Here is a 25,596-nt window from a genome sequence, read left to right as displayed (position 1 = left end):
AAGGGAAGGGCTGACGGCCGCGACAAGCGGCACAATTCGGAGCTGGCAATGACGATCCTGAAATGGGCGCTGATCTTCCTACTTGTCTCGATCGTAGCCGGCGTGCTCGGTTTCACCGGCATCTCGACCGTCTCCGCCGATATCGCCCGCTTCCTGTTCTACGTCTTCGTCGTGATCTTCCTGGTGCTGCTGATATTGGGGCTCACGATCTTCAGGGCGTAGCGGGGCAGTCGGTCGAGCCGGAACGGCGCGCCGGTTCCCAAGCGCCGGCCGTTAATGGCTTGCGAACGGTCTAATGCGAGCCATCAGCTCCGCCAAGAAATCATCGGGGCGATCGAACGGAATGAAATGGTCCCCGCCGCGAACCCAGACGAATTCCTTATGCGGGGCCTTGATCTGGTTGAAAAACTGCTCGGCGGGTCCTCCCGGCGTCACAGCGTCTGCATCGCCCTCAATGAAGAACATGGGTATTGAAAATTCGAATCCGAGCGAGGCCGTGTCGCTCTGAAACATCGGACCGTTCCGTCCCGTCAGGTACTTTGCCGAGAACGCGGCGCCCTTCCGCCAATTGTACAGATCAAGCAGCGACACGTCCGGCATGAAGAGCGGCGGGATGGGACCGGCCAGCTGGAAGCCGTCGGCGAGAGGCAGACCCAGCACATTGCTCCATTTGTCCGCAATCAGGAGATCCTCCGGGGTGAGGACCGGCTGTGAAGCGATCGGCGCCAATTCGGCCAGAGCCTCCTTGTTGGTGGCCGCTGCCGCAAGCCGTTGCAGATGCGCGATCGTGAGTTCGAAAGCCTTCTCGAAGGTCGCCCTGCCGACCACTTGGCCCGTGCCGACATAGGCCGAGAACAGATCCGGACGTTGCTTCGCCATTCGAATTCCCAGGAATGAGCCCCAGGAATGCCCGACCAGGACGATCTTGTCCTTGTGCAAATGCGTGCGCAGGTACTCGGCCAATTCGATGCCGTCTTGCGTCATCCCCTCCAGTGTCATCGTGGGGCCGAGCGCGTCTCCAGCCGCGCCAAAGGTGCGTCCAGTGCCGCGCTGGTCCCACTGCACGACGGTGAAATGCTTCTCCCAGGGGCGCCAACCCGAGGAGATCGGCAGGGTGGAGCCGCCGGGGCCGCCGTGGACGAACAGGAGAATCGGGTTATCCCGATCCTCACCGCGGATTTGAATCCATTGCTTGATGCCGCCGATCTCGATGAACTCTCCCTCCTGCACGCCGGCAGCAGAGCGGATCGCGAGAGTTTGGGCAGCAAGGTGCTGACGATAGGCACGAAAACCCAGCCCGGCAGCAGCGAGCACAACAAGGATGCCGGACAATCCCAGCAACGAGACCCCAATCAGTCTTGCGGCCCGGCGGCGCGGCATCTCGTGCCTTGTGTCGACTGGAAGGAGGCGATCCAGGATCGCCCCGGCGTCACAGCGCGCGCGTCTATCCCACTTCCTCGATCTTCACCTTATCCGGATAGAAGGCGAGATGGCCGGAAATCTCGCTCATCGCGGGAAAGGGCGTCTCGTAGGTCCAGATCGCATTATCGAGCACCTTGCCGTCGGCCTTGACGCTGTAATAGCTCGCATCCCCCTTGTAGGGGCAGTGGGTGACGCGGTCGGTGCGCGCCAGCAGGGCCATGTTGGTGTCCTCCCGCGGCACATATTGCACCGCCGGATATTTGGCCTCCTTCAGCGTCAGCGCCTTGCTGGTCTCGGCGATCACGATATCGCCCGCGGTCACACGGACCCGCCGGGGATTTTGGGTGATGGTGATGGGATGGTCGGGCCCTGGAAGCTTCATGATTTCACGCCTTTTCGATCAATCTGCCGCGCGCGGCACTTTGTCGTGCCTTTATCCTGATGGGATCATGGATATAGTGCCGGAAAGCGTGACGCAGAAGACCGTTCACGCTAAGTTTGGCGCTGCCGGTGAGGGGACCCCGGCAGCGATTCGAGACCAGAAGGAGCGAGACCCGAATGCCCATGGACGCCCACGATATCGAGGCGATGATCAAGGCAGCGATCCCCGATGCCGAGGTGACCATCCGTGACCTCGCCGGCGACGGCGACCACTATGCCGCGACCGTGATCTCGGAATCCTTCCGCGGCAAATCCCGCGTCCAGCAGCACCAGATCGTCTATCAGTCCCTGCGCGGCCAGATGGGCGGCGTGCTGCACGCGCTGGCGCTGCAAACCGGCGTGCCGGGCGCCTGACCTGATCGCGCGACGGGAGACGACGATGGCTGCGGACAATTCTCGCGGCGCGATGTTTCGCGTCATCGTGCCGAACCAGCACAGCCGCGTCACCAATGTCGAGCTGTTCTTCGACCTCGTCTTCGTCTTCGCCGTCACGCAGGTGTCGCATACGCTGCTGCACCATTTCACGCCGCTCGGCGCGGTGCACGTCACGGTGCTGTTTCTCGCGGTGTGGTGGGTGTGGGTCTACACCGCCTGGGTCACCAATTGGCTCAATCCCGAGCTGACCCCGGTCCGCATCATGCTCTTCCTGATGATGCTGGGCGGGCTGGTGCTGTCGACGACGATCCCGACCGCCTTCGAGGGGCGGGGCCTGTGGTTTGCGATCGCCTACGCGGCGATGCAGCTCGGGCGCACCGCCTTCTGGCTGTTTGCAACGCCGCGGCATCGAACCGCGGTTCGCCATAACGCGATCCGCATTCTGACCTGGCTCGCCATCTCCGCGGTGTTGTGGATCGCAGGCGGCCTGTCCGAAGGCGAGACGCGCCTATGGCTGTGGATTGCGGCAGTCGCCTGGGAGTACGTCTCGCCGGCGGCGCGCTTCTGGGTTCCGAAATTGGGCTTCTCGTCGGTCGAGGCCTGGGCCGTCGAGGGCGGCCACATGGCCGAGCGTTGCTCGCTCTTCGTCATCATCGCGCTCGGCGAAGCCGTCGTCGTCAACGGCGCGACCTTTGCCGAGCTGGACTGGACCGCGGACAACATCATGGCCTTCGTCTCCGCACTGGTCGGCGCCGTCGCGATGTGGTGGGTCTATTTCCACAAGGGCGCCGAGGCCGGCTCGGAGCGGATCTCGAAGTCCACCGAATCCGGCCGCCTGGCGCGGCTCGCCTATACCTATCTGCACACGCCGATCATCGCCGGCATCATCCTGACCGCGGTCTCGGACGAGCTGGTGCTGAAGCACCCGACCGGCCATTCCGATATCAGGACGGTTCTGAGCACGATCGGCGGGCCGCTGGTGTTCCTGATCGGCACGATCCTGTTCAAGCGCGCGATCCGCGGCTTCCTCCAGCTCTCGCACGGCGTCGGCATCATCCTGCTGCTGTTGCTGTGGTGGTTCGCCGCCGACCTCCCGCCGCTCTGGCTGTCGGTCGCATCGACGGTGATCATGATCATCGTCGCGGTGTGGGAATCGGTGTCGCTGGGGGCGGACAGAGAAGAGGCCAAGGAACATTGAACTGCGGAGCGGCCTGAGCAAGCGCCTCGTCCTTCGAGACGACCGCTTCGCGGTCCCCTCAGGATGAGGCTATTTGGCGTCCGCGCTCGTTGAAACTGCCTGCCATCCACTCCGTCCTCATCCTGAGGAGCCCGCCTAAGCGGGCGTCTCGAAGGATGCGCTGCGGGGAAAGCGCTCTCGCGGATAACCGCCGGAACGTCTACTCCGCCACCTCCAGCGCGTGCACCGAAAACATCTTGGCCGCATCCGTCCAGCTCTCGCGCACACGCCAGCCGGCACCCTGCGCCAGCGCAGCGAAACGCTCGATGCTGTATTTGTAGCTGTTCTCGGTGTGGATGCTCTCACCGGGGCGGAACGAGAAGCTGGTGCCGAGCAGGCGCACGGTCTGGCTCTTCTTGCTGATCAGATGCATCTCGATGCGGTGCCGCTCGCGATTGTAGATCGCGCGGTGGGTGAAGGCGGAGAGGTCGAAATTGCCGCCGAGCTCGCGGTTGATCCGCACCAGAACATTGAGGTTGAAGCGTGCGGTGACGCCGGCTGCGTCGTTGTAGGCATCGAACAGCACGCGCTCGTCCTTCTCGAGGTCGGCGCCGATGATCATCTGCGCGCCGCGGCCCAGGATCGCGCGCGCGCTCTTCAGGAAAGCCTGGGCTTCATGCGGCTCGAAATTGCCGATGGTCGAGCCCGGGAAGAAGCCGACCTTGGGCATCGAGGCGACCGCCCTCGGCAGCTCGAACGGCGTGGTGAAATCGGCTGCCACCGGATAGATGCCGAGCGACGGGAAGTCGCGCTTCAGGCCGTTCGCCTGCGCCTTGAGGAAGTCACCGGAGATGTCGACGGGGACATAGGCTGCGAACCTGCACTGGTTGAGCAACAGACGAACCTTCGTGGTCGCGCCGGCGCCGAACTCGACCAGCGCGGCATGCTCCGGAATGATCTTCGCGATCTCGCTGCCACGATCCTTCAGGATCGAGAGCTCGGTCCGCGTCGGATAATATTCCGGCAGCCGCGTGATCGCCTCGAACAGCTCCGATCCCGTCGCGTCGTAGAAATATTTCGGCGACAGGGTTTTCGGCTGCTGCGAGAGGTCCTTGATGGCCTCGCGGGCGAAGGCGGTGGTCTGCTCGTCGGGAAGATGGGCTTCGGCCAAAGCGCTGGCGTGCACATTCATGATACTCTCCTGAACGCGCTGTCCGGCGCGCATTTGTCGTCGGAAATGTTAGTCGTAATCGGCGAGCCGCAGCCCCGTGAACTGCCAGCGGTGGTGCGGATAGAAGAAGTTCCGATAGGTGATACGGCTGTGGCCTTCCGGAGTTGCAAGCGAGGAGCCTCGCAGCACTAGCTGGTTGACCATGAACTTGCCGTTGTACTCGCCGAGCGCGCCTTCGATGGCGCGGTAGCCGGGATAGGGCGCGTACGAGCTGCGGGTCCACTGCCAGACGATGCCGAAGGCATCGTTGAGCTGGCCGGCGCGGGCCGCGACCTCCCACTCCATCTCGGTTGGCAGATGTTTGCCGGCCCAGCGCGCGAAGGCGTCGGCCTCGTAGTAGCTGATATGACAGACCGGCGCGGTGGGGTCGACCGGCTTCACACCGGCCAGCGACATCACGTGCCACTGGCCATCGATCTCGCGCCAGTGACCCGGGGCCTGCCAGTCTTCCTGGCTGGCCGCGGCAAAGCCGTCCATCAGCCACAGCGTTGCGGTCCGGTACCCGCCGTCCTGCATGAAGGCGAGCCATTCGGCACTGGTGACCAGATTGCGGGCGACCTTGACCGGGCCGACGAGGGCGCGATGCGCGGGCTTCTCGTTGTCGAAATGAAAGCTGTCGTCGACATGGCCGACGGTGTGGATGCCCTCGTTCAGCGTCAGCCAGTCATCGGCGGCGCGCGTCGCGGCCGGGAAGCGCCAGTCCGAGTCATAGGCCGGATAGACCGGGTTCTGCGCGAAGGCGTGCAGGATGTCGGTGAACATCAATTCCTGGTGTTGCTGCTCGTGATTGAGCCCGACCTCGACCAGCGGTGCGATCGAGCGAAGCTTGTCTTCCCCAGCCTCGCGGAAGAATTTGACGACGGCCGCATCGACATATTTGCGATAGACGCCGACCTCGTTTGCGCTGGGACGGGTGATATCACCGCGATGATTGCGGGCATGACGCGGGCCGGCGCTGACGTAATAGGAATTGAACAGGAACGCGAAATCCGGGTGGAAGGGCCGGTAGCTAGCCGCGTGCTCGCCGAGCAAAAATTGCTCCCAGAACCAGGTGGTATGGGCGCGGTGCCATTTCGTCGGACTCGCATCCGGCATGGACTGGATCTGTTGGTCCTCCGGCGAGAGCGGCGCGGCCCGGCGCTCGGTCTCGTTGCGGACGGCAAGAAAGGCGTCTTCCAGCCGCTGGGCGAGGTTACCGGCGGAGGACAGTGACGAAAGCGAGGGGGCGGCCGTAGCGGAGGCTTGTTTCGTCACGTTTTTCTCCAGACAGGACAAGAGAACGTTGTTGGCGTTGCCCGGTTCCAAAACCTGGGTTCGTCCTAGATAGGGGCTCCGTTACGGTATGAAAGTCCTCCCAGGCGATGATATTGATGTCATCAGCCTATGGATCCGGCTGGGGGGCAAACCGGTCAGCGGGGGCGTGTCGCCGCCATTTTACTTTGGATGCACAACGGTTTGGGCTACATATATAGGCAGGTATCGGGTTAGATCGGCTGAGCCAGCCCGAATTGATTGGTGAGGGCTCCGCCCCAGAAGGACACGGAAATGAGCATCGAGGAATTCATCGCCAACGAAGTGAAGTCGAACGACGTGGTTCTGTTCATGAAGGGCACGCCGCAATTTCCGCAGTGCGGTTTCTCCGGCCAGGTCGTCCAGATCCTCGACCATATCGGCGTCGGCTATAAGGGCCTCAACGTTCTCGAATCCGCCGAACTGCGCAACGGCATCAAGACCTTCTCCAACTGGCCGACCATCCCGCAGCTCTATGTGAAGGGCGAGTTCGTCGGTGGCTGCGACATCGTCCGCGAGATGTTCCAGGCCGGTGAATTGCAGCAGCTTTTCACCGAAAAGGGCGTCGTCGTCGCGGCCTGATAGGTGACCCAGCTGACGCGCCGGATCGGCGGCGCCGAGCTCGAGGTCATTGTCGCAGACATCACCACACTGAGCGTTGACGCCATCGTCAACGCGGCCAACACGTCCCTCCTTGGTGGGGGCGGCGTGGATGGTGCGATCCATCAGGCCGCAGGGCCCGATCTGGTCGCCGAATGCCGCATGCTCCACGGCTGCAAGACGGGCGATGCCAAGATCACCAAAGGCTACCGGCTCAAGGCTGCCCATGTGATCCACACCGTCGGACCGGTCTGGAATGGCGGCACGCTCGGAGAGGACGATCTGCTCGCGTCCTGCTATCGCCGCTCGATGGAGCTGTGCGCGAAGCACAAGCTGACCTCGGTGGCATTTCCCGCGATTTCGACCGGCATTTTCCGCTTTCCAACCGACCGGGCCGCCGATATCGCCGTTCGTACCACAATCGAAGGGCTCGCTGTGGCGCCGTCCGTGGCCCGCGTGGTGTTCTGCTGCTTTGCCGAGCCGAGCGCCAAGCTCCATGCCGAGGCACTTGCGCGACACGCCGGCCCTTGTGCCTGATGACGCGGTCGGTACACTCCGCCGGACCATGTTCCGGGGAGGGGATATGATTTCACAGTCTGGACTGCGTGCGCTGGTCTGCGGCGCGCTGGTGTCGCTCGGCGTGATGTCGCTGGCGCGAGCGGAAGGCACTTACGAGATTCCGGCCGGTGCGCATTTCAATCAGGACAAGCTCGGCAAGATCAGCGAATTCTTCAAGAACGAGGTTGCGACCGGCAAGATCGCCGGCGCGACCGTGCTGATCCGGCAGCATGGCAAGCCGGTCTATCACGAAGCCTTCGGCGTGCAGGACGTGGTCAGCAAGGTGCCGATTACGAACAAGACGATCTTCCGCCTGTTCTCGATGTCCAAGGCGATCACTTCGGTGGTCGCGATGCAATTGGTCGAGGACGGCAAGATCAAGTTGGATGATCCCGTCTCGAAGTACATTCCGTCCTTCGCCAACGTGAAGGTCGGCGTCGAGAAGAAGGCAGAGGACGGCACCAAGTCGCTTGAACTGGTGCCGCCGAACCGGCCGATGACGGTGCACGATCTGATGACGCACACCTCGGGCATCACCTATGGCTTTTATGGCGACAGCCTGGTCCGCAAGGCCTATCGCGATGCCAACATCTACGCAGGCGATTTCGATCTCGCCGAGTTCGCCGAGCGCATCGCCAAGCTGCCGCTGCACAACCAGCCGGGCGCGCTCTGGCAATACGGCCATTCCACCGACGTGCTGGCACGCGTGATGGAGATCGCGGCCGGCAAGCCGCTGATCGACATCATGCGCGAGAAGCTGCTCGATCCGCTCGGCATGGTCGACACCGGCTTCTTCGTCACCGCTCCCGAGAAGCAGAAGCTGCTGGCGCAGCCGGTGCCGAACGACAGCGACTTCCGCGTTGGCCGGATCAACGATCCGACCGTGGTCAAGAAGATGCAGTTTGCCAGCGGTGGCATGGTGACGACTATGGCCGATTATGAGCGCTTCGCGCAGATGCTGCTCAACGGCGGCAGCCTCGACGGCAAGACCATTCTCAAGCCTGAGACGTTCAAGCTGATGACGACCGATCGGCTCGGCCCCAAATCAGGCGTCGACCGCGACTATTTCTATTTCCCGGGCGACGGTTTCGGCTTCGGCCTCGGGCTCGCGGTGCGCACCGATCCCGGCAACGCCAAGCCGCCGCCGCCCGGCAATCTCGGCGAGTTGAAATGGGACGGCGCCTCCGGCTGCTATTTCGTGATCGATCCCAAGCAGGACATGTTCTTCGTGCTGCTGGAACAGACCCCGACCGAGCGCCAGCGCGTGCAGCGGACCTTGAAGCAGCTGGTCTATGAAGCCATGGAGAAGTGACATGAACGGGCGCCGCGCGCTGATCGCGGCGCTCGCCTTTCTGTTCGGTGTCGTGAGTGCGCAGGCGAGCTCCGAGCGCGCCGCGCGCAACTTCTCGCCCGAGGGCCTGGCAAAGGTTTCCGACTACATCCGGAACGAGATCGCCACCGGCAAGATTCCCGGCGCCATTCTGCTGCTCCAGCAGCATGGCAAGCCGGTCTATTACGAGAATTTCGGCGTTCGCGATGTCGCGACCGAGAGTTCGATGAGCGCGGACACGATCTTCCGTCTCTATTCGATGTCGAAGCCGATCACATCAGTCATGGCGATGATGCTGGTCGAGGAGGGCAAGCTCGCGCTCGACGATCCGGTCTCGAAATACATTCCTGCTTTCGCCGGCATGAAGGTTGGCGTGGAGAAGAAGGCCGAGGATGGCAAGGTTGCTCTGGCGGTGGAGCCGCTGGAGCGTCCCGTCACGATCAAGGACCTCTTGCGCCACACCTCGGGGCTGCCTTACGGCTATCATGACGGCGGCGCAGTGCGCGAACTCTATGCCGAAGCCAAGCTCTTCAACAGCAATCTCAGCAATGCCGACTTCGCCGCGAAAATCGCCACGCTGCCGCTGGTCGAGCGGCCGGGCACGGTGTGGGACTACGGCTTCTCCACCGACGTGCTCGGCCGCGTCGTCGAGGTGATCTCGGGAAAGACGCTGCTCCAATTCGAGAGGGAACGGCTGCTCGATCCGCTCGGCATGACCGAGACGGCGTTCTTCGTCGCCGATCCCGCTAAATTCCCGCGCATTGCCGAGCCGATGCCGGAGGATCGCAACATCAATCCGACGACGCAGGTTCGCGATATCAGGCGGCCGGTGAAGTGGGAATCGGGCGGCGGGGGGATGGTCGGCACAGTCGGCGACTACGCCCGCTTCGCGCAGATGCTGCTGAATGGCGGCAGCTATGAAGGCCGGCGCTATCTCAAGCCCGAGACCATCGCGCTGATGGCGTTGGATCACATCGGACCGGAAACGAAGATCGCGCGCGATCAGAACTATTATCCGGGCGGCAGCTCCGGGTTCGGCCTCGGCTTTGCGGTGCGCACCTCGGTGCCGCCGGGGACGTCATGGCCGCTTGGCGAATACCGCTGGGACGGCGTCGGCGGCACCTTCTTCTTCATCGATCCCGAGGACGACCTGTTCGGGATCTTCATGGTGCAGACCCCGTCGCAGCGCGGCCGGATTCAATTGGCGCTGAAGACGCTGATCTATCAGGCGATGGGGCGGTAGCTACGCGCCCCGCACGATCTCGCGCACGTATCCGATCGTCTCCTCGACCTGGGCCGCATTGACGTCGAGATGGGTGCAGGCGCGGATGCGGCCGTCCATCATCGCGAGCGTCACGCCGCGCTGGCGCAGCGCTGCAACCATCTTGTCGCCAGCAATGCCGGCGCCGTCCGGCTTGAAGAACACGAGATTGGTCTCGGGCTCCTGCACCTCGACGCCGGGGATCTGCGACAGCCCGCGGGCGAGCGCGCGCGCATTGGCGTGGTCGTCGGCGAGGCGGTCGACGTGATGGTCGAGCGCGTAGATGCAGGCGGCGGCGCAGATGCCGGCCTGCCGCATCGAGCCGCCGAGGCGCTGCTTCCACTGCCAGACCGCATCGATGAAGGCGCGCGAGCCCGCGAGCACGCCACCGATCGGCGCGCCCAGGCCTTTGGAGAAGTCGATCCAGGCCGAATCCCAGCCGGCGGTCATGTCGCGCGGAGAGATGCCGCTGGCGACGGTGGCGTTGAGCAGGCGCGCGCCGTCCATGTGGGTGACGAGGCCGTGCTGCTTGGCGATCGCGACGATCTCGTCGAGCGCGGCCTTCTTCCAGATCGCGCCGCCGCCGATATTGGCGGTCTGCTCGACGCTGACGACGGTCTGCGGCGGCTGGTAGCGCGTGCGCGGATGCAGGGCTTTCCGGAACGTGTCCGGCGTGAACTGGCCGTCGGGACCCTTCAGCTGGGTGACCTGGAAGCCGCCGATCGCGGCATGCGCGCCGCCTTCGCGGGCGATGATGTGCGCGGTCTCGTGCGCCAGGATCTCGTCGCCGGGACGGCAATGCACCAGCGTCGCGGTGACATTGCACATCGTACCCGACGGCATGTAGACCGCGGCTTCCTTGCCCATCAGCGCGGCGACGCGCTCGCACAGCGCGTTCACGGTCGGATCGTCGCCGACCTGCTCGTCGCCGACCTCTGCGCGCGCCATCGCCTCGCGCATCGCGGCCGTCGGCTTGGTCTGCGTGTCCGAGAGCAGATTGATGCGCACCGGCGGCGCCTTGGGATCGATCGGGGGAGGGGTGTAGAGCATGCGACGGCTCCTAACGCATTGCGGCCACTGAATTGTGGCTCTTAAGCAAAAAGGCCCCGGCGAACCGGGGCCTTTCGATATTCAGATCTTAGCGCGAATAGAATTCGACGACCAGATGGGGCTCCATCTGCACCGGGAACGGCACGTCGGAGAGGCCGGGGATGCGCACGTACTTCGCGGTCATCTTGCCGTGATCGACTTCGAGATAGTCGGGAGTGTCGCGCTCGGGGAGCTGGCTGGCTTCGAGCACGTGGGCGAGCTGCTTGGAGGCTTCCTTGACCTCGATCACGTCGCCGACCTTGAGCTGATAGCTCGAGATGTTGACCTTGCGGCCGTTCACCTTGATGTGGCCGTGGTTGATGAACTGACGCGCGGCGAAGATCGTCGAGACGAACTTGGCGCGGTACACGACCGCGTCGAGACGACGCTCCAGCAGGCCGATCAGGTTCTCGCCGGTGTCACCCTTGAGGCGGCTCGCCTCGACATAGATGCCGTGGAACTGACGCTCGGAGATGTTGGCGTAGTAGCCCTTCAGCTTCTGCTTGGCGCGCAACTGCACGCCGAAGTCCGAGAGCTTGCCCTTGCGGCGCTGGCCATGCTGGCCGGGGCCGTATTCGCGGCGATTCACGGGGCTCTTCGGGCGGCCCCAGATGTTCTGGCCCATACGGCGATCGAGTTTGTACTTCGCCTCACTGCGCTTAGTCATCGCGTCCTCTTCAGGTACATGGTTTGAGGAAACGCGCCCTCCTGTGTGACGGGCTAGCCCGGCACTGACAGGTCCGATCCCCAAAGCTTCAAGGGAGAGGACCACGGGTCGCGAAACGCTTCGCGGGCCGAAATCGGCCCGCGAGCAGGCGGCTTTTAGGGGAGTTTGGGGTTCGCTGTCAATTGTTTAGCCCGTCATTCCGGGCGATACGCCAGCATCGACCCGGAATCTCGAGGTTCCAGGTTCGGCTCTGCGAGCCGCCCCGGAACGATGTGCTTATGTCCCGACCACTCTTATCGGCTTTGACCCCGCCGCCCGCAATTCGGCAGCGATTTCAGTGTTCAGGACCTGCTCCAGCCGGGTCAGGACCCGGGCGATCGGGGCCGCATCGGTAACCCGGTGGTCCCAGCGGATCACCACATGGATGGTCTGGTCGGGCTCGACCAAGCCGTAGCTGACGATGAAGGGGCCCGGCGTGATCGGGTGGAGCTCGCCGCCGCCATAGGCGGCCACCGAGCTCACCGCAAAGCTGCCGAACCAGTTGCCGCGCTGGCGGCCGAAATTGAGGCCGATCGCCCAGGACAGGCGCCGCAGCGGCAGCGGCAGCGGCAGGCGGGTTGCCCGCATGATCTTCCGGAACATCGGGACGTCTGCGATCGGCGCCGTCTTGCCGCGCCGGATCTCGGCATCGACCGCGGCCAGCGTCATGGCCTCGGGGGCCGCGATTCGCTGCGGCATCACGCATTCCTCGCCGTCCTCGACCCGGGCGATCGCAACCGACGCCACGCTATTCGGCAATTCGTAGAACGTCGGCCAGGGCCATTTGGCGTAGACGGTGCGCAGGATCGGCTCGTCCCTGGCGACGAGGGCGAACGCCTTGACGAAGGTCGCAGCCCAGCCCGCTGGCGCGGCAGCTCCGGCGCGTGCCTCGAGCAAGGGGCGGATATTGAGTGAACGGGAAAGCGAAACGAACGGCACGTCCATCGACGCGCGCATGAGGTCGCAAATCAGGCGGCGCGGCAGCGAAATGGGCTTTGGCGTCCCGCGCATCGGTCTTCGGTTCCCGCAGATTAAAAAATGAGCAGCGAGCGGGCGCTCCGCTCGTCGCCTGCTCTAGCATGAACCAACCCCCTCGGGGCCGGTCGGTTCGACGAATCAGGGTGCCGGCGAAGCCAGCGGCTTGGTTTTGTCGACGACGTAAACTCCAAGCACTTTCATGGCTTTATCGCCATGAGCCTTGGCGTCGTGCACGACGCCTGCCGGGATCTGGTAGGAATCGCCGGCCTTCAGGGTCTTCTCCGGCTGCCCCTCGACGAGGAGATTGAGCTCGCCTTCCAGCACATAACCGGTCTCAATTCCGGGATGAGTATGGCGTCCGGCAGCGCCGCCCGCCGGGACCTCCGCAATGGCGGTGACGGTATTATAACCCTCCGGAAATTCGACTTTCTGAAGCGGGGTGCGCTTGATGCCAGGCTGCTGGGCGAAGGCGGCGAAGGCAAGGCCGGCAAAGGTCAGAGCGAGCAAAGTCTTCTTGAGCATGGTTTTTCCTCCCTATGCGGCCGACCCTAGCAGGGCCGCAGTTCCCGGCAAGGCGGCAATCGGCCTGCTCAGCGCCCGATGCCCTCGAACGCCGCCATGATGCCGCGCTGGAGCAGCGACCAGTCGAAGCCGAGCGCGATCGCGCGGTAGCCGCGGTCGACCAGGGCGTTGGCCTGGTCGGCGGTGCGGGCCACGCCGCCTATCGGCACGCCGCTTCTGAGGATGCCGGCCTCGGCGCGCGCGACCAGCTCCAGCAGTTCCGGATCGTCCATCTGGCCGCGCTTGTTGATGGAGGTGGCGAGATCGCCAGGGCCGATCACCGCGACGTCGATGCCCGGCGTCGCCATGATCTCGTCGATGCGGTTGACGGCATCGACATGCTCGATGGTGATCATGCAGATCATCTCGTCGTCGGCGCTTGCCATGTAGTCCGGCATCGACTGGCCCCAGCGGAACGGGGCGTGGAACGGACCCCAGAGCCGGTCGCCGCGCGGCGGGTAGCGCACGCTGCGGACCGCCTTCTCGGCCTCGGTGCGGTTCGTGATCATCGGAAAGTTGATGCCGAAGGCTCCGATGTCCATCGGCGCTTTCGCAAGCCACGGCTCATTCGCCGCGATCCGCACCAGGGGCGTGCACGGCGTGCCGGTGGTCGCGGCGATCATCGCGTGCGCTTCAGTGAGGCCGATCGGTCCATGCTCGAGATCGACGATGATCCAGTCGAGCGAGCGCGCCATGATCTGCACCAACTGCACGCTCGGGATGGTCGCGATCGCGCCGAAAGCGGGGCGGCCATCGCGCCACAATTGGCGGAGGCGGTTGAGCGGCGGGGTCTGGACCGACATGGAAAGGCCTGCGGTGAGGTGACGACGGCAAAACCTAGCAGCGCGGCGCCGATGCGCAAAGTCAGGCCAGCGCGCGGCCGCCGAAGAACGGCGTCAGCGTGGCCGAAAGGCCGTGCACGCGGTTCGAGGTGAAGATCATCTCGGCGCCGGCCTGTGCGATGCCGCCGATGTGCGGGCCGAGCAGATCCGAGACGCGGCGGGCGATCGCCGGCGCGGGATCGATCCAGTCGACCGGCCAGGGTGCCAGCCGCTTCAACCGGTCGAGCAGCAGCGGATAATGTGTGCAGGCGAGCACCACCGTGTCGGTGCGCGAGGTCGCGTCTTCGCCGACGAAGCAGGGGGCGAGTTCGGCCAGGATGTCGCCGTCGCTGACGGAAGTGCCGCTGAGCTCAGCTTCAGCCAGCGAGGCTAGCTCGGGCGAGCCGACCAGCGTCACCTCGCAGCCCTGCGCGAAATCGCGGATCAGGGCCTTGGTGTATTCGCGCTTCACCGTGCCCTTGGTGCCGAGCACCGAGACGCGGCGGGTCCTCGATTGCGCGCAGGCCGGCTTGATCGCCGGCACCGTGCCGACGAAGGGCACCGAATAAGTGGCGCGCAAGTGGGACAGGACCAGGGTGGACGCCGTGTTGCAGGCGATGACGATGATATCAGGGGCATGCGTGCCGATCAGTTCCCCCATCAGCGGCACGACGCGGGCGATGATCTCGTCCTCGCTGTGATGGCCGTAGGGAAAGAAGGCGTCGTCGGCGACGTAGGCAAAATGGGCGTCCGGACGCGCGGCCACGACCTCGCGGAGCACCGTGAGCCCGCCAAGGCCGGAATCGAACACCAGGATCGTCGGAGGATTGGTCACGTCATTACCCTAGCCCGTCATGGTTACCATTCGGTTTTTAGGGCGATTTTGCGGCGGGGCCGTTTGGGGGGAGGCTGGACGCGCCGCGGACAGGACATATCCGGTTGGATGGGCCCCGGCTCTGCAGCACCGTCGAAGAGGCGCCGCGCTGCGTCCGGGACACAAGACCGAGATGCGTCCCCGGCAATGGCAGGCTATACGCGTCTTCACAACGTGCCCAACTTACCGCTGCAGGAGGCCTCATGCTCACCGTCCATCATCTCGGCAAGTCTCAGTCCGAGCGCATCGTCTGGCTGTGCGAGGAGCTGGGGCTTGACTACGAGCTGAAGCGCTACGCCCGCAATCCCGTCACCATGCTGGCGCCGCCGGAGTACAAGGCGCTGCACCCGAGCGGGGCAGCGCCCGTCGTGACCGATGGCGACCTCGTGCTCGCGGAGTCCGGCGCCATCGTCGACTACATCGTCGCAAAGTACGGCAACGGCCGTCTGGTGCTCGGCCCCAATGATCCCGCCTTCCCGCAGTTCCTGTACTGGCTTCACTTTGCCAATGGCACCTTGCAACCCGGCATGGGGCGGATGATGATTCTGAATCGACTCGATCTTGCAAAGGACAACCCGACCCTGCTTGCCATGAAGGGACGGCTCGATCGCTCCTACGATCTCCTCGACGCGCGCCTTCGCGACGCCGAATATCTGGCGGGCAACGCCTTCACCACCGCCGACATCATGATGGGCTTTTCGCTGACGACGATGCGCTACTTCCAGCCCTATGATGTCCAACGCTGCCCGAACGTGGTCAAGTATCTCGGCCGCGTCAGTGCCCGCCCGGCCTACCGGCGCGCGATGGAGAAGGGCGATCCCGGCATGGCGCTGCTGCTAGGCTGAGCAGCGGCGATCACGCGATCCTGTTCGTCGTGGCCGCCCGCTCCGTGGCGAGCTGCTTCTGCAAACGATCGATGTTCTGCAGCAGGCGCTGGCTGGTCAGCACCAGGAAGTAATAGCCGAACTGCGGGTCCTGGAAATAAATCTCGAGCAGACGGTCGTAGGTGATCGTCAGCACCTGTCCGTCCTCGACGCATTCGATGGTTCCGGTGCGGCGGTTGTCCGGCGTCAGGAAGCCGAGTTCTCCCATCAGTGCGCCGGGCCCAATCTCGACGTTGATCTCCTTGACCAGGAATTTTCCGGTGACCGTGAGCAGCATCTCCTTGGCGGGATCGCCGAGCTTGAACAGCGTGTCGCCGTGGCGATATTTGCGTTCGGTCATGAACGGCTTCAGCCATTCGATCGACATGTCGCCTTCGGCGGCATGGCGCGCTTTCTTGACCAGCTTGAGCATCTGCCGCAGGCGCAGGGCGTTGATCGGAAGCAGCAGCAGATAGAGCAGGAACGTCGCGACGTTGGCGGAGAGCGCGCCGAAAACGGCAAAAAACGCGCAGCCGATCATGTTGGCAACGCGCAGCGGCACCATGGTCCGCATCAAGAGGGTGGCGACGAAGAAACCGGCGCCGACCGCGGCGAACAGATTGGCAAACGTGATGTTGTGGACGAAGATCTCAAGGAGCCTATTGAAGATCGCGTCATAGGTGACGTTGTTCGGATCCAGGCCCATCTGGACCAGGATCTTCGCGATCCTGAGGTTGTCCGTTGCCGCATCGAGAATGCGGTCGAGGATTGAGGAAATGTCTGCGCTGCCGGACGGCATGGTACTAACCCCGCGTAAGGCTTTCAGTCCTGGTCGGTATGCTCGACACGTATAGCCGAAATCGAATGACGGCCGCCTGAAATGAAGCCTTTGGCCGTCACGCCGCAAGAGGCAAATTTTAGCCTGATCGGGCGTTTCGGCAATTGCCCGTTGGTTGTGCGTCCGGGCGCAACGCGGCCGTGATTCGGGGCGGGCTTCGGCGTCGCGGAGCGGCCGGATGGCCCCGGGCGGGGCGTCTGACGATCTTCGCCTTATGGCTTGGCGGCGGGTTGGATGACCTGCTGCTCGACGAGGCCAAGACGTCCGGGCAGCGAGCCGGCGCGCAGCAGCATGGCGACGCTGTTGGCCTCTTCCAGGGTGAAGTTGCCGGAAATCTGGACGGAGCCGCCGGTGATGGGCTCGCGGATCACGGGGGAGGAGATCACCTTGTCGTCGAGCGCGATGGCGAAGGGCATTCCAACGTTCTCTGCGGTGATGTGAGCGAAGCGCCGCGTACCGCGGCCGTTGAAGCGGAACGAGGCGATCGGCTCCTTCGTGCCGCTCGTGAATCCCGGTCCCGCGTAGCTGATGTCGTCGCCGTCGAGCGCGCTGGCCTTGACGAGATAGGGAAGCTTGTCCTTGAAGCCGAACATGACTTCCGTGCCTGCCGGAGGCGTGCCGGATTGCGCCTGCTCTGCCGACATCGTGACATCGATCAGGCGGAAGCTGACCTTGACCTTCCTGGCGAAGATCGCGGTGATGCGCTCGGGCTCCATCGTACCCGGCAGGAAGATGCGGATGCGGTCGGTTCCCTCAGGCTGGACGCTGGCCAGTGTGACGCCGGCGTCCTTGAGGCGCTGCTCGATCATGGCGATGGAATCCTCGACGAGATCGCGCAGCCGTGCGGCGGATGCGGCATCGGTCGGCGCAAGCCTGGTCAGCCCGTCTCCGGCGTCGGTCACGGCGAGCGCGTGCGTGGGCAATCCCTCTGCCGCCGAGGCGAGCTTGCGCGTGAGCAGTTCGCGGCCCTTGGCGTCCGCGATCTTGACATCGACGCCGCCGTCACGAATCGCAAGGCCGGAGAAGGCGATCCGACCCTCGCGCAGGGTCTTGTAGACGTCGTCGCGCAGATCCGTGGTGACCGCCTCCCGCAAGGCGTCAGTGTCCACCTTGTAGATGATGCGCGATCCGCCCAGCTTTTCCATCTTGTCGGTGATGAATGCCGCGATCTTGGCGCGCATCTTGTCGAGCTGGCCGTCCGCGGCGAGCGCCGCGCGGGGCAGCGCGATCGTCGATGCGATGGCGAATGCGGCGATCAGCCGTGCGATGCGGTTCCGCAGGGGCGTCGTCATGATGACCTCAAGTCTTGCGGCAGGGCGCTGGCGAGCGAATGCAATGCCAGTTCTTGGTCCCCGGATCAGCCGCGGAGGTTCAAGCGCCGCTCAGGTCACGTTCGATCGCCGGGGCCGTTGGCAATGGACGAACGCCAAATCATCCATCATTCTGTCCGCGCCCGGCCGGTCTTCGGTCGGGGCCTCGCCGACCCAAAATGTCAAAAGACAGGGGCGGGGACATGTATCTGAGGGAGGACGAAATTCCATGGCGGGCATCCACGCGCTCGATCGGCTCATTGGCAACGACTATCCGGATCTTTTGACCGACGAGGAGGTCCGGGCGTTCGAGCGGGTCCCCTATGCGGACCGCATCGCTGCCGAGAGCACGTTTGACGCCATCAAATTGGGCGCGGCGCGCAATCCCGACGGTGCGGCAATCCAGTTTCTACAAAACGCTGATCCCGCCGACACGCCGCTGGTGGTCACCTATCGCGATTTCATTGCGCGCGTCACGCAGGCTGCCAACATGTTTCACGCGCTCGGCGCGGAGAAAGACGACGTCATCAGCTTCATGCTGCCGCTGGTGCCGGATGCCTTCGTGACGCTGTTCGGCGCGGAGGCCGCCGGCATCGCCAATCCCGTCAATCCGCTACTCGAGCCGCACCAGATTGCGGAGATCCTGGAAGCTGCGAACACCAAAATCCTGGTGGCGCTCGGGCCGATGCCGGGCACCGACATCTGGCAGAAGGTCGAGCAGATCCGCCCGCAACTCAAGCACCTCAAGGCGATCGTGCAAGTGTTCGGCGGCGGCGATCCGGCGAATGGCATCTTTGCTTTTAGCGACCTGATCAAGCAGCATCCGTCGGATCGGCTTGTCAGCGGGCGCAAGATTTCGGGTGCCGACATCGCGGCCTATTTCCACACCGGCGGCACCACCGGCACGCCCAAGCTGGTGCGGCACACGCATACCAACCAAGTCTATCAGGCATGGGCGCTCAACCTGCTGCTGAGAGCGAAGCCCGGCGCCAATTTGCTGTTCGGCATGCCGCTGTTTCACGTCGGGGGATCGCTGACACAGGTGCTGACGATGCTGTCGAGCGGCGGCTCGCTGGTCGTGCTGTCGCCCAGCGGCTGGCGCAATCCGAGTGCGGTGAAGAACATCTGGCGCCTGGTCGAGCGCTTCAAGCCGGAAGCGCTGTCGAGCGTGCCGACGGTGCTCGCCGCAACGCTCGCGGTGCCATCAGGCGATGCCGACATCTCCAGCCTCAAATATGCTGCCGGTGGCGGCTCGGCGATCCCCGTCGCGGTTGGCTCGGCGATCCAGGACAAGCTGAAGCTGCCCGTGGTCGAGGTCTACGGCATGACCGAGACTTCGAGCGTGCACACGCTGGCCTATCCATCGCGGCCGATCCGGCTCGGCTCGGTCGGCCTTCCCATGCCTTATGCGCGCGTGCGCATCGTGCAACTCGATGCCGATGGCCGCCTGATCCGCGACTGCGCGCCTGATGAGATCGGCGTCGTCATCATGGCAGGGCCCGGCGTATTCGGCGGCTATCTCAACGACGAGCACAACAAAGGCGCCTTCGTCGACGAGGTCTGGGTCAATTCCGGCGATCTCGGCCGGCTCGACGCAGACGGCTATCTCTGGATCACCGGTCGCGCCAAGGATCTCGTGATCCGTGGCGGCCATAACATCGATCCCGCGCCGGTCGAGGAGATCATGTTCCGGCATCCCGCGGTCGGCTTCGCCGCCGTCGTCGGCCAGCCCGACGCCTATGCCGGCGAACTGCCGGTGGGCTACGTGCAGTTGAAGCCCGGCGCGACCGTGGAGCCCGGCGAACTGGAATCCTGGGTTCGCGAGCGCACGCCGGAGCGGGCCGCCGTCCCGGTGCAGGTCATTCCGATCGACCCGATGCCGGTGACCGGTGTCGGCAAGGTGTTCAAGCCGCAGTTGCGCTGGGACGCGGCTGAGCGCGTGTTCACCAAGGTGCTCACGCCGCTGGTCGAGCGCGGCATCGATTGCAGGGTTAAAGTCGGTGCCCATGGCAGTCACGGATCGATCGCCACCGTGACCCTTGCCGGCCTGCCGTCGGAGCAGCGCGAGGCGGTTGCGAGCGAGGTACACGCGCTGCTTGCACCCTTCGTGATGCGCCACGAGGTGGTGCAAATGTAGCGGCCCCGACAGACGGCGGCGTCACCTGGAAAAACCAGGGTGACGCTTTCGCCGCATTATCCTTACCCCCGTTAGACCGGCTTGTGTGACAGAAATCACATAGGAAGAATTGGCAATCGGCGACGCTAGCGAATAGTCTCAGGGAATTGCATCCGGGGGGACGCAAGTGATTCCGTTTCGGCTATTTGCTGTGTTGATATTTGCGATTGGCTTTGCCTGCGGACCGGCGCATGCCGACCGGCGGGTCGCGCTCGTGATCGGCAATTCTGCCTACAAGAGCGCGCCCAAGCTCAGCAATCCCGTGAACGATGCCACGCTGGTCGGCGGCATGTTCAAGAAGGCGGGCTTTGATTCCGTCGACGTCAGGCTGGATCTCAGTGCCAGCGAGATGCGGCGCATGCTGCGCGAGTTTGCCGGCAGGTCGCGCGATGCGGACATGGCGGTGATCTATTACGCCGGCCACGGCATCGAGCTCGATGGAGCCAACTATCTCATTCCGACCGACGCGACACTGGAGACGGATGGCGACGTTCTCGACGAGACCATTCCGGTCGAACGCGCGCTGTTCGCGGTCGAGCCGGCCAAGCAGCTGCGCCTGATCATCCTGGATGCCTGCCGCGACAACCCCTTCGCCAAGTCGATGAAACGCACGCTGGCTTCACGCGCCGTCGGGCGCGGGCTCGCCAAGGTCGAGCCGACCAGCCCGAACACGATGATTGCGTTCGCGGCCAAGGCGGGATCGACGGCGTCCGACGGCGACGCCCGAAACAGCCCGTTCGCCACCGCGCTGGTCGAGCATCTGCCGAAGCCCGGGCTTGATCTGCGCAAGGCGTTCGGCTTCGTGCGCGACGACGTGCTGAAGAGCACGAGCTACAAGCAGGAGCCCTATGTCTACGGCTCGCTCGGGGGCGACGACGTGCCCCTCGTCGTGCGGCCGGCCGCGACCGGTCCGCAGGCCAACCCGCAGGATGCCATTCGCAGGGATTACGAGCTCGCGCTTCAGCTTGCGACGCGCGACGGCTGGGAAGCGTTTCTGGCGGCGTATCCGGATGGTTTTTACGCCAACCTGGCCAAGGGCCAGTTGAACAAGATCGGCGCCGAAGAGACGCGCGCTTCGGCTGAGCAAAAGGCCAAGGCGGCGGAGCAGGAAAAGACGAGGCTCATCGCCGAGCGCGCCCAGAAGGCCGAGCAGGAGAAGGCAGCAGCTGCTGCCAAGGCGGCGGAAGAGGCGCGGATCGCCGCAGAGAAGCAAAAGCAGATCGAGCAGGCGAAAGCGGAAGCGGCCGAGCACCAGCGCAAGGTGGCCGAGGCGGCGGCTGCGAAGGCGCTTGCCGAGAAGCAGGCCGTGGAGAAGGCCAAGGCCGAGCTTGCCGCGAAGCAGGCGGCGGAGAGGGCTGAGCAGGCCGCCAGGCCGACGGCCGATCGGCAGATACCCGAAGTCGAGAACCAGAAAGTCGCTGCGCTCTCTCCCGCGCCGGCATCCACGTTATCGGCGGCTGATTTGACAAAATCCGTACAGAGCGAATTGCGCCGCGTCGGCTGCCTGTCCTCCGCCGCAGACGGCGACTGGAGCGCGACGTCGCAGCGCTCGCTGACGCTGTTCAACAAATATGCCGGCACCCAGTTCGACGCGAAGCTGGCCAGCGTCGACGCGCTCGATGCGCTGAAGGCGAAGCCGGGCCGGGTCTGCCCGCTGGTGTGCAATTTCGGCTTCAAGGCCGACGGCGATCAATGCGTCAAGATCACCTGCCGCGCCGGCTATCGCGTCGGCGAGGACAATGAATGCGAGAAGGTCCAGGAGAAGAAGCCGGTCGCAACGCGCGAGGAGTCGCGGAGGCGGGATACGGATAGGAAACAGAGCGAGTCCGCGCCATCGGCGCCGCAGGCGTCGGGACAGATGATCTGCAACAACGCCGGATGCAGGCCGATCGCCAAGGGATGCCGGCTCGGGACCGCCAATCATCCTTCCAATCCCGCGGCTAAGATACCGGCCGAAATATGCAACTGATGATGAAGCACATCTTTCGGGCTTGCTCCATCGGGCTGACAGCTCTTGCTTTTTTTGCTCTTGCAGGCTGTCTCGCCTGCAGCCCGGCGCTCGCCGAGAAGCGCGTCGCGCTCGTGATCGGCAATTCCGCCTACAAGAGCGTGCCGAAGCTTGCCAATCCGGCGAGCGACGCCGGCTTGATCGGCAGCATGTTGAGGAAGGCCGGCTTTGATACGGTCGACGTGAAGCAGGACTTGAACGCGTCTGAAATGCGCAAGGCGCTGCGCGAATTCGGCGGGCGGACCCGGGATGCCGATATCGCGGTCATCTACTATGCGGGCCACGGCATGGAGGTGGACGGCACCAACTATTTGATCCCGACCGATGCCGCGCTCGAGACCGACACGGACGTCTACGACGAGGCGTTACCGATTGATCGCGTGCTGGTGAGCATCGAGCCCGCCAAGCAGCTTCGTCTCGTCATTCTCGATGCCTGTCGTGACAATCCGTTCGCCAAGTCCATGAAGCGCACGGTGGCCTCGCGCGCGATCGGCCGCGGCCTCGCCAAGGTCGAGCCAACCACCCCGAACACGATGATTGCGTTTGCGGCCAAGGCCGGTTCGACGGCGTCCGACGGAGACTCCAGAAACAGCCCGTTCGCCACGGCGCTCGCAGACCACCTGCCAAAGCCCGGCCTGGATCTGCGCAAAGCGTTCGGCTTCGTGCGCGATGACGTACTGAAGAGCACGGCGAACAAGCAAGAGCCTTTCGTGTATGGCTCGCTCGGCGGCGATGACGTGCCGCTCGTTCCTGCCAAGCCCGTTGCCACCGGCCCGCAACCCAATCCGCAGTCTGAGCTCAGGCGAGACTATGAACTGGCGCTCCAACTCGGCACCCGTGACGGCTGGGAAGCGTTCCTGGCGCAATATCCTGAGGGATTCTATGCGAATCTCGCCAAAGGCCAGCTGAACAAGATCGGCGCCGAGGAGACGCGTGCCTCAGCCGAGCAAAAGGCGAAGGCGGCCGAGCAGGAAAAGACCAGGCTTATTGCCGAGCGCGCCCAGAAGGCCGAGCAGGACAAGGCGGCCGCTGCGGCCAAGGTTGCCGAAGATGCTCGCATCGCCGCAGAGAAGCAGAAGCAGATCGAGCAGGCGAGGGCCGAGGCGGCCGAGCAGCAGCGCAAGGTTGCCGAGGCGGCCGCAGCGAAGGCATTGGCCGAGAAGCAGGCGGCGGAGAAAGCCAAGGCCGAGCTCGCCGCAAAGCAGGCGGCAGAGAAGGCGGAGCAGGCCGCAAAGCCGGCCGCCGATCGGCAGCTGCCCGAAGTCGAGAACCAGAAAGTGGCCACGCTCTCGCCGGGTCCGACATCCACATTGTCGGCGGCTGACCTCGCCAAATCCGTGCAGAGCGAATTGCGCCGCGTCGGGTGCCTGACGTCGGCTGCTGAGGGCGAGTGGAGTTCGACCGCGCAGCGTTCGCTGACGCTGTTCAACAAATATGCTGGCACCCAGTTGGACGTGAAGCTCGCCAGCGTGGATGCGCTCGATGCGTTGAAGGCGAAACCGGGGCGGGTCTGCCCGCTCGTTTGCAATTTCGGCTTCAAGGCCGACGGCGACCAATGCGTCAAGATCACCTGCCGCGCCGGCTATCGCGTCGGCGACGACAATGAATGCGAGAAGATCCCGGAGAAGAAGCCGGTTGCGACGCGGGAGGACTCAAAGAAGCGGGATACGGAGCGCAAGCAAGTCGAGTCGACGCCGTCCAAGCCGCAGGCATCTGGCCAGATATTCTGCAATGCTGCCGGTTGTCGCCCCGTTGGCAAGGGATGCAGAATAGAGCGCGCCAGCACCTCCGATGCGAGCTCGGTGATGGCTGGCCGCACGAGAGAGGTCTGCAATTGAGTGCGTATCGTCTCATTGCTGTGATGGCCTTCGCGACCTGGCTCGTTTGCGGGCCGGCCTATGCCGAGAAGCGCGTCGCGCTCGTGATCGGCAATTCCGCCTACAAGAACACGCTGCGGCTCACCAATCCCGTGAACGATGCCGCGCTGGTCGGCGACATGTTCAAGAAGGCCGGCTTCGATGCGGTCGACGTCAAAACAGACCTCAATGCCTCCGAGATGCGGCGGACGCTGCGCGACTTTGCCGGGAGGGTTCGCGACGCCGACATGGCGGTGATCTACTACGCCGGCCACGGCATCGAGCTCGACGGCAACAACTACCTCATCCCGACCGACGCGATGCTGGAGACCGATGGCGACGTTCTCGACGAGACCGTTGCGCTCGATCGTGCACTGTTCGCCGTCGAGCCGGCAAAACGGCTCCGCCTCGTCATCCTCGACGCCTGCCGCGACAATCCCTTTGCCAAGACCATGAAGCGCATGGTGGCCTCGCGCGCCATCGGGCGCGGGCTTGCCAAGGTCGAGCCGACCAGCCCGAACACGATGATCGCGTTCGCGGCCAAGGCGGGATCAACGGCGTCCGACGGCGATTCCCGCAACAGCCCGTTCGCCACGGCACTGGTCGAGCACCTGCCGAAGCCCGGGCTTGATCTGCGCAAGGCCTTCGGCTTCGTGCGGGACGATGTCTTGAAGAACACCGGCAGCAGGCAGGAGCCCTATGTCTACGGCTCGCTCGGTGGCGACGACGTGCCGCTGGTGCCGGCGAAGCCGGTCGCTGTCGCGGGGCCGCAGCCAAATCCGCAGGACAGCGTTCGCAAAGACTATGAGTTGGCGCTTCAGGCCGGGCTCCGTGAGGCCTGGGAAGCATTCCTGCAGACCTATCCTGATGGCTTTTACGCCAACCTCGCCCGCGTGCAGTTAAAGAAGATCGCCGCAGAGGAGGAGCGAACCACCGCGACCGAGAAGGCGAGATTGGCCGAACAGGAAAAATTGAAGCTCGCTGCCGAGCGTGCCGAGAAGGCGGAGGTGGAAAAAGCAGCTGCCGCTGCGAGGGCTGCCGAAAATGCGCGGGTCGCTGCGGAGAAGCAAAGACAGATCGAGCAGGCAAAGGCTGAAGCGGCCGAACGCGAGCGCAAGGCGGCGGAGGCCGCGGCAGCCAAGTCGCTCGCCGAGAAGCAGGCGATCGAGAAAGTCGCGGCCGAGGCGAAGCAAGCTGCGGAGAAGCAAGCCGCTGATGCCGAGAGCAAAAAGATGGCTGCGATAGCGCCGCCGCCCACTTCCACGCCGCCGGGCGATGTCGCGAAATCGCTCCAACTCGAACTACGCCGCGTCGGCTGCATGAAAACCGAGCCGGACGGCGATTGGAACGAAGCCGCGCAACGCTCGCTGACGCTGTACAACAAATATGCCGGCACCCGGTTCGACGTGAAGCTTGCGAGCGTAGATGCGCTTGATGCGTTGAAGGCAAAGCCGGGACGTGTTTGCCCATTGGTGTGCAATTTTGGCTTCAAGGCCGATGGCGATCAGTGCGCCAGGATCGTCTGCCGCGCGGGCTACCGCATCAACGGCGACAACGAATGCGAGAAAGTGCAGGAGAAGAAGCCGGTCGCGACGCGCGATGATTCCCAACGGCGTGATGCTGGGCGGAAGCAGATCGAAGCCGCGCCCGCAAAGCCGCAGGCTACCGGGCAGATCATTTGCACGTCTGCTGGCTGTCGCCCGGTCAAATCTGGGTGTCGGATAGGGAACCGAATGGCGGGGCAGTCCACCGTTGGACAACAGGAAGAATGTAACTGATGAACGTGGTGGCGCCCCGCGGATTGCGCGAAACGCAGACTGCATGGCCTAAG

Annotated in this window: 24 protein-coding genes; 12 read left to right on the top strand and 12 right to left on the bottom strand. The window is 64.2% G+C overall.

Annotated elements, in window-relative coordinates:
- The first annotated feature begins 48 nt into the window (after positions 1–48).
- Positions 49–222 (top strand): DUF1328 domain-containing protein, encoded by a 174-nt coding sequence (locus RAD10_RS30685; protein ID WP_018316587.1) that lies wholly within the window; start codon positions 49–51, stop codon positions 220–222.
- A gap of 51 nt (positions 223–273) precedes the next feature.
- On the opposite strand, the gene RAD10_RS30680 is transcribed toward RAD10_RS30685, so the two are convergent.
- Positions 274–1,380: an alpha/beta fold hydrolase gene (locus RAD10_RS30680; RefSeq protein ID WP_461620424.1), complete on the bottom strand. Its 1,107-nt coding sequence runs from the start codon at positions 1,378–1,380 to the stop codon at positions 274–276.
- A gap of 64 nt (positions 1,381–1,444) precedes the next feature.
- A complete protein-coding gene (locus tag RAD10_RS30675; protein ID WP_212251766.1) occupies positions 1,445–1,804 on the bottom strand; it encodes a DUF427 domain-containing protein in 360 nt (119 codons plus the stop codon).
- 176 nt (positions 1,805–1,980) lie between these two features.
- On the opposite strand from RAD10_RS30675, the gene RAD10_RS30670 reads away from it, so the two are divergent.
- Both RAD10_RS30670 and RAD10_RS30665 read left to right on the top strand, forming a co-directional pair.
- The gene (locus tag RAD10_RS30670; protein ID WP_018316584.1) at positions 1,981–2,217 is read left to right on the top strand and encodes a BolA family protein; all 237 of its coding nucleotides are present in this window, start codon (positions 1,981–1,983) and stop codon (positions 2,215–2,217) included.
- Between the two features lie 25 nt (positions 2,218–2,242).
- The gene (locus RAD10_RS30665) at positions 2,243–3,436 is read left to right on the top strand and encodes a low temperature requirement protein A (RefSeq protein WP_461620423.1); all 1,194 of its coding nucleotides are present in this window, start codon (positions 2,243–2,245) and stop codon (positions 3,434–3,436) included.
- Positions 3,437–3,635: 199 nt separating this feature from the next.
- Here RAD10_RS30665 and egtD read toward each other — a convergent pair whose 3' ends face one another.
- Both egtD and egtB read right to left on the bottom strand, forming a co-directional pair.
- Positions 3,636–4,607, bottom strand: coding sequence for an L-histidine N(alpha)-methyltransferase (gene egtD, locus RAD10_RS30660; RefSeq protein WP_461620422.1), 972 nt, complete (start codon positions 4,605–4,607; stop codon positions 3,636–3,638).
- Positions 4,608–4,655: 48 nt separating this feature from the next.
- Positions 4,656–5,951, bottom strand: a complete 1,296-nt coding sequence (gene egtB, locus RAD10_RS30655; RefSeq protein WP_461620421.1) for an ergothioneine biosynthesis protein EgtB — start codon at positions 5,949–5,951, stop codon at positions 4,656–4,658.
- Between the two features lie 240 nt (positions 5,952–6,191).
- Between egtB and grxD the strand changes: the two genes are divergently transcribed.
- From grxD to RAD10_RS30635, 4 genes are read left to right on the top strand one after another with little or no spacing between them, the layout of a single operon-like run.
- Positions 6,192–6,518 (top strand): Grx4 family monothiol glutaredoxin, encoded by a 327-nt coding sequence (grxD, locus tag RAD10_RS30650; protein WP_018316580.1) that lies wholly within the window; start codon positions 6,192–6,194, stop codon positions 6,516–6,518.
- 3 nt (positions 6,519–6,521) lie between these two features.
- A complete protein-coding gene (locus RAD10_RS30645) occupies positions 6,522–7,073 on the top strand; it encodes an O-acetyl-ADP-ribose deacetylase (protein WP_461620420.1) in 552 nt (183 codons plus the stop codon).
- 46 nt (positions 7,074–7,119) lie between these two features.
- The gene (locus tag RAD10_RS30640; RefSeq protein WP_461620419.1) at positions 7,120–8,406 is read left to right on the top strand and encodes a serine hydrolase domain-containing protein; all 1,287 of its coding nucleotides are present in this window, start codon (positions 7,120–7,122) and stop codon (positions 8,404–8,406) included.
- 1 nt (position 8,407) lies between these two features.
- Positions 8,408–9,667, top strand: a complete 1,260-nt coding sequence (locus RAD10_RS30635) for a serine hydrolase domain-containing protein (protein WP_461620418.1) — start codon at positions 8,408–8,410, stop codon at positions 9,665–9,667.
- Here the strand turns inward: RAD10_RS30635 and RAD10_RS30630 are convergent, their stop codons facing one another.
- The 6 genes from RAD10_RS30630 to murI all read right to left on the bottom strand — a co-directional run bounded on the left by RAD10_RS30630 (position 9,668) and on the right by murI (position 14,675).
- Positions 9,668–10,735 (bottom strand): threonine aldolase family protein, encoded by a 1,068-nt coding sequence (locus tag RAD10_RS30630; protein ID WP_461620417.1) that lies wholly within the window; start codon positions 10,733–10,735, stop codon positions 9,668–9,670.
- An 88-nt stretch (positions 10,736–10,823) separates the two neighbouring features.
- Positions 10,824–11,441 (bottom strand): 30S ribosomal protein S4, encoded by a 618-nt coding sequence (gene rpsD / locus RAD10_RS30625; protein ID WP_018316575.1) that lies wholly within the window; start codon positions 11,439–11,441, stop codon positions 10,824–10,826.
- Positions 11,442–11,717: 276 nt separating this feature from the next.
- Positions 11,718–12,491, bottom strand: coding sequence for an acyltransferase (locus RAD10_RS30620; RefSeq protein WP_461620416.1), 774 nt, complete (start codon positions 12,489–12,491; stop codon positions 11,718–11,720).
- A gap of 105 nt (positions 12,492–12,596) precedes the next feature.
- Positions 12,597–12,980: a cupin domain-containing protein gene (locus tag RAD10_RS30615; RefSeq protein ID WP_461620415.1), complete on the bottom strand. Its 384-nt coding sequence runs from the start codon at positions 12,978–12,980 to the stop codon at positions 12,597–12,599.
- A gap of 68 nt (positions 12,981–13,048) precedes the next feature.
- Complete coding sequence (locus tag RAD10_RS30610; protein WP_461620414.1) at positions 13,049–13,822, bottom strand: HpcH/HpaI aldolase family protein; 774 nt, start codon at positions 13,820–13,822, stop codon at positions 13,049–13,051.
- A gap of 61 nt (positions 13,823–13,883) precedes the next feature.
- Positions 13,884–14,675 (bottom strand): glutamate racemase, encoded by a 792-nt coding sequence (gene murI, locus RAD10_RS30605; protein WP_461620413.1) that lies wholly within the window; start codon positions 14,673–14,675, stop codon positions 13,884–13,886.
- 242 nt (positions 14,676–14,917) lie between these two features.
- Here murI and RAD10_RS30600 point away from each other — a divergent pair, with 242 nt between their 5' ends.
- Complete coding sequence (locus tag RAD10_RS30600; RefSeq protein WP_461620412.1) at positions 14,918–15,559, top strand: glutathione S-transferase family protein; 642 nt, start codon at positions 14,918–14,920, stop codon at positions 15,557–15,559.
- A 10-nt stretch (positions 15,560–15,569) separates the two neighbouring features.
- Here RAD10_RS30600 and RAD10_RS30595 read toward each other — a convergent pair whose 3' ends face one another.
- Both RAD10_RS30595 and RAD10_RS30590 read right to left on the bottom strand, forming a co-directional pair.
- The gene (locus RAD10_RS30595) at positions 15,570–16,376 is read right to left on the bottom strand and encodes a Crp/Fnr family transcriptional regulator (protein ID WP_091965907.1); all 807 of its coding nucleotides are present in this window, start codon (positions 16,374–16,376) and stop codon (positions 15,570–15,572) included.
- Between the two features lie 251 nt (positions 16,377–16,627).
- Positions 16,628–17,707: a SecDF P1 head subdomain-containing protein gene (locus RAD10_RS30590; protein WP_461620411.1), complete on the bottom strand. Its 1,080-nt coding sequence runs from the start codon at positions 17,705–17,707 to the stop codon at positions 16,628–16,630.
- 247 nt (positions 17,708–17,954) lie between these two features.
- On the opposite strand from RAD10_RS30590, the gene RAD10_RS30585 reads away from it, so the two are divergent.
- The 4 genes from RAD10_RS30585 to RAD10_RS30570 all read left to right on the top strand — a co-directional run bounded on the left by RAD10_RS30585 (position 17,955) and on the right by RAD10_RS30570 (position 25,543).
- The gene (locus RAD10_RS30585) at positions 17,955–19,862 is read left to right on the top strand and encodes an acyl-CoA synthetase (protein ID WP_461620410.1); all 1,908 of its coding nucleotides are present in this window, start codon (positions 17,955–17,957) and stop codon (positions 19,860–19,862) included.
- A gap of 166 nt (positions 19,863–20,028) precedes the next feature.
- Positions 20,029–21,870, top strand: coding sequence for a caspase family protein (locus RAD10_RS30580; RefSeq protein ID WP_461620409.1), 1,842 nt, complete (start codon positions 20,029–20,031; stop codon positions 21,868–21,870).
- Positions 21,870–23,747 (top strand): caspase family protein, encoded by a 1,878-nt coding sequence (locus RAD10_RS30575; protein WP_461620408.1) that lies wholly within the window; start codon positions 21,870–21,872, stop codon positions 23,745–23,747. The genes RAD10_RS30580 and RAD10_RS30575 overlap by 1 nt, the downstream gene beginning before the upstream one ends.
- A gap of 23 nt (positions 23,748–23,770) precedes the next feature.
- Entirely contained in the window at positions 23,771–25,543 is a 1,773-nt protein-coding gene (locus RAD10_RS30570; RefSeq protein WP_461620504.1) for a caspase family protein, read from the top strand.
- Positions 25,544–25,596 lie beyond the last annotated feature (53 nt).

This window comes from Bradyrhizobium sp. 23AC (genome assembly GCF_054863025.1).
Note: the sequence above shows the minus strand (reverse complement) of the source record. Positions and strands in the feature narration are given on the sequence as shown.

Coding starts and splice junctions, on each gene's coding strand:
- RAD10_RS30575 (WP_461620408.1), top strand. CDS start 21,870: ATGATGAAGCACATCTTTCGGGCTTGCTCCATCGGGCTGACAGCTCTT.
- RAD10_RS30600 (WP_461620412.1), top strand. CDS start 14,918: ATGCTCACCGTCCATCATCTCGGCAAGTCTCAGTCCGAGCGCATCGTC.
- RAD10_RS30665 (WP_461620423.1), top strand. CDS start 2,243: ATGGCTGCGGACAATTCTCGCGGCGCGATGTTTCGCGTCATCGTGCCG.
- grxD (WP_018316580.1), top strand. CDS start 6,192: ATGAGCATCGAGGAATTCATCGCCAACGAAGTGAAGTCGAACGACGTG.
- RAD10_RS30620 (WP_461620416.1), bottom strand. CDS start 12,491: ATGCGCGGGACGCCAAAGCCCATTTCGCTGCCGCGCCGCCTGATTTGC.
- RAD10_RS30615 (WP_461620415.1), bottom strand. CDS start 12,980: ATGCTCAAGAAGACTTTGCTCGCTCTGACCTTTGCCGGCCTTGCCTTC.
- rpsD (WP_018316575.1), bottom strand. CDS start 11,441: ATGACTAAGCGCAGTGAGGCGAAGTACAAACTCGATCGCCGTATGGGC.
- RAD10_RS30670 (WP_018316584.1), top strand. CDS start 1,981: ATGCCCATGGACGCCCACGATATCGAGGCGATGATCAAGGCAGCGATC.
- egtD (WP_461620422.1), bottom strand. CDS start 4,607: ATGAATGTGCACGCCAGCGCTTTGGCCGAAGCCCATCTTCCCGACGAG.
- RAD10_RS30570 (WP_461620504.1), top strand. CDS start 23,771: ATGGCCTTCGCGACCTGGCTCGTTTGCGGGCCGGCCTATGCCGAGAAG.
- RAD10_RS30590 (WP_461620411.1), bottom strand. CDS start 17,707: ATGACGACGCCCCTGCGGAACCGCATCGCACGGCTGATCGCCGCATTC.
- RAD10_RS30675 (WP_212251766.1), bottom strand. CDS start 1,804: ATGAAGCTTCCAGGGCCCGACCATCCCATCACCATCACCCAAAATCCC.
- RAD10_RS30680 (WP_461620424.1), bottom strand. CDS start 1,380: ATGCCGCGCCGCCGGGCCGCAAGACTGATTGGGGTCTCGTTGCTGGGA.
- RAD10_RS30630 (WP_461620417.1), bottom strand. CDS start 10,735: ATGCTCTACACCCCTCCCCCGATCGATCCCAAGGCGCCGCCGGTGCGC.
- RAD10_RS30685 (WP_018316587.1), top strand. CDS start 49: ATGACGATCCTGAAATGGGCGCTGATCTTCCTACTTGTCTCGATCGTA.
- RAD10_RS30595 (WP_091965907.1), bottom strand. CDS start 16,376: ATGCCGTCCGGCAGCGCAGACATTTCCTCAATCCTCGACCGCATTCTC.
- RAD10_RS30585 (WP_461620410.1), top strand. CDS start 17,955: ATGGCGGGCATCCACGCGCTCGATCGGCTCATTGGCAACGACTATCCG.
- RAD10_RS30610 (WP_461620414.1), bottom strand. CDS start 13,822: ATGTCGGTCCAGACCCCGCCGCTCAACCGCCTCCGCCAATTGTGGCGC.
- RAD10_RS30640 (WP_461620419.1), top strand. CDS start 7,120: ATGATTTCACAGTCTGGACTGCGTGCGCTGGTCTGCGGCGCGCTGGTG.
- RAD10_RS30635 (WP_461620418.1), top strand. CDS start 8,408: ATGAACGGGCGCCGCGCGCTGATCGCGGCGCTCGCCTTTCTGTTCGGT.